This is a genomic window from Streptomyces phytophilus, from assembly GCF_013870535.1.
GTDB lineage: Bacteria > Actinomycetota > Actinomycetes > Streptomycetales > Streptomycetaceae > Streptomyces > Streptomyces phytophilus.
In genome coordinates, this window is record NZ_JACBXC010000732.1 from 1 (window position 1) to 3,051 (window position 3,051).

Annotated in this window: 2 protein-coding genes; both read right to left on the reverse strand. The window is 71.4% G+C overall.

Features of this window, described 5'->3' with window-relative positions:
- Positions 1 to 133: 133 nt before the first annotated feature.
- On the reverse strand, positions 134 to 1,150 hold the full coding sequence (locus H5J30_RS24345; RefSeq protein ID WP_181789505.1) for an ABC transporter substrate-binding protein: 1,017 nt from the start codon (positions 1,148 to 1,150) through the stop codon (positions 134 to 136).
- Positions 1,151 to 1,329: 179 nt separating this feature from the next.
- On the reverse strand, positions 1,330 to 3,051 hold a 1,722-nt coding region (locus H5J30_RS24350; RefSeq protein ID WP_181789506.1), incomplete at its 5' end, for a PhoX family protein.

The window sequence follows — 3,051 nt, forward strand, 5'->3', positions numbered from 1 at the left end:
CGTCAGCGACCCCGCTGTCGCCAGGATCGTGCGCACCCGCTCCGCGGGTGTCGGGGCGGCCGGGCCGGTGCCCGCGCCGGTGCCGATGCCCGTGTCCGGGCGTACGTCGTCGGGGAAAGCCATGCCCGCTCCCTCAGCCCAGCCTGTCGGCGTTCTCGATGGCGTCCGCCAGCCGCTCCAGCACCGGCGCGAAGCCGCGGTAGCTGTAACGCTCCTCCATCGACCAGGGCGTCGTCTGCCCCGCCTCGACCGCCGGGAGCCGGGTCCAGGTGGGCTTCTTGGCGAGGGCCGCGGGCGTCATGGCCTGCGTGCGGTTGTCGATCATGATCAGGTCGGCGTGGTACTTGTCGGTGTTCTCCCAGCTGAGGAACTCCCAGAAGCCGAACTCGTCGGACTTCTCGCCCTCCACGACGTCCACGCCGAGGTCCCGGAAGTAGTGCAGGTCGGTGTACGAGCCGGGGACGGCGACGTACATGTTGTCCTGGTCGCCGGTCATCGCCAGCACCTTGATGCCGCGTTTCGCCTTCGCGACCGAGCGCAGCCGGTCCTCGGCGTCCTGGAAGCGCTTCTTGTCCGCCTTCACCCGCGCGCCGGTCGTGTCGCCGCCGAGCGCCTTGGCCAGCTCCTCGTACCGCTTGAGGGGATCCAGCAGGCTCGTGTGCGCGCCCTTGATGCCGATCGCGGGGGCGAGCGCGAAGATCTTCTTCCGGCTCTCCTGGGGTACGAACCACAGGTCGGGCGGCGGGAACATGTTGCTGACCAGCAGCTCCGGGCCGAGTGAGGCGTACTTCTCGACGTTGAACTCGCCCCACGCCTCGCCCAGGCTCTCCAGTTCGGCCAGGTCGAGGTCGCCCGCCTGCGGGTTGGGCTTGCCGTCGACGGGCTCGCTCGGGCCGAAGATCGCGGTGCATGTCACGCCGTAGTCGTGGAGCGCGGCGGCGGAGCTGACGAAGGCGACGATCTTCTCCGGGCGGCCGTCGGTCTCCGCCTTCTTGCCGCGGTCGTCGGTGAAGGACCAGCTGCCGCCGGCCGAGCCGCCGTTCGCGGAGTCGCTGCCGCAGGCGGCGAGGAGTGCGGTGAGGCCGAGTGCGCCGCCGGCGGCGAGCAGGCCGCGGCGGGAGAGCGGGGTGGTCGGTGCGGTGGAGGCCAAGGCCGGATTCCCCTCGGTCGATGAAACTTAGGTGAGGCTAACCTAATATGCTCGACCGGGGAACCCGGGCCGCGGCCCCGCGGCACGCCGACACGTGCGCGCGGAGCCGCCGGCCCGTGCGAACCGGAGGTTCTGCTACGGGACCGAAGGGTGCGTCGGGGTCGCGTCCGTGAGAAGCGTCAGGCTCCGATGCGCCCGCCCCCGCTGCGCCAGACGTTGACGACCGCCGGGCGGTTGGGCCTGCCCGGGCCGTCCGGCCACGCCGAGCCCGGGTTCTCGTACGTCGCGCCGTCGACCTCGCCCGGGTGCTGCACCGCGACCAGCACGCGGTCCTCCTGCACCACGGGGCCGCAGGTCTCCGCGCCCGTCGGCATCGTGAGGAACTGCTTGACCTGGCCCTCGTACCGGCCCGTGGTCGCCACGCCGAACAGGCCGTCGTGGTTGCCCAGCGCGTTGCCGTCGGTGGAGATCCACAGGTTGCCGTACGGGTCGAACGTCACGTTGTCCGGGCAGGAGATGGGGCTGACCTTGTCCTTCGGGAAGCCCGCGAAGTACGTCGAGGGGTCCGCCGGGTCGCCGCAGACCAGGAAGAGCCGCCAGTCGAAGCGGGTCGACGCCGGGTCGTTCCGCTTCTCGGTCAGCTCCAGGATGTGGCCGTGCTTGTTGGCGTTGCGCGGGTTGGCCTCGTCGGCCTTGGCGTTGGTGCCGGTGCCGCGGTTGGTGTTGTTCGTCAGCGCGACGTACACCTTCCCGCTGTTCGGGCTCGGCTCCACGTCCTCCGGTCGGTCCATCTTCGTCGCGCCGGCCTTGTCGGCGGCGAGGCGGGTGAAGACGTAGACCTCCTCGGCGGTCATGCCGGGGACGAAGCTGCGGTCGCCGCTGGCCAGCTTGATCCACTCGCCGGCGCCGTCGAACTCGCCGTCCGCCGGCAGCGTGCCGCTGCCGTCGATCTCGCCGGCCGGGCTGTCGCCGGAGAGCTTGGCGACGTACAGCGTGCCCTCGTCGAGCAGCGTCATGTTGTGGGCGCGCGCCCAGCGGCTGTTGCCGCGCATCATGCGCTTGTCGGAGACGAACTTGTACAGGTAGTCGAAGCGCTCGTCGTCACCGGAGTACGCGACCGCGCGCCCGTCGCGCGTCAGCCGGACGTTCGCGCCCTCGTGCTTGAAGCGGCCGAGCGCCGTGTGCTTGACGGGGGTCGAGTCCGGGTCGTACGGGTCGATCTCCACGACCCAGCCGAAGCGGTGCGACTCCTGCGGCTCCTTGACGACGTCGAAGCGGTCGTCGAACTGCTCCCACTTGCGCTGCGAGGCGCCGCCGGCGAAGCCGTAGCGGGCGAGGCGCTGCTTGGCGACGGGATCGGTGACGGCCTCGGCGTTGGCGAAGTACTGGTTGAAGTTCTCCTCGCCGGAGAGCACCGTGCCCCACGGGGTGGTGCCGCCGGCGCAGTTGTTGAGGGTGCCGAGCACCCGCCGGCCGGTGGCGTCCGCGGAGGTCTTCAGCAGGTCGCTGCCCGCGGCCGGGCCGCGCAGCTCGAACTCGGTGGTGGCGGTGATCCGGCGGTTCAGCGGATGCCGCGGTACGGCACGGAGGCTGCCGCCGCCCTTGCCGCCCCTGCGGCCCTCCTCCTCGACGGCCACGACGGACATGCCGTGCGCGGCCCAGCCGATCTCGGCCTGCTCGCGGGTGACGTTCTCCGGGTCGTACCCGGGGAACATGATCTGCTCGTCGGTGTACTCGTGGTTCGCCACCAGCAGCTGCCGGTCGCGCTCGCCGCGCAGCGGCAGCAGGGTGAGGAAGTCGTTGTTGTAGCCGAACTGGCCGGCCTGGGCGGCGGCCGACTGGCGGGCCCCGTCGAAGGCGGGGGCGCCGCGCAGGACGGGGTCGCCCCAGGCGATGACGAC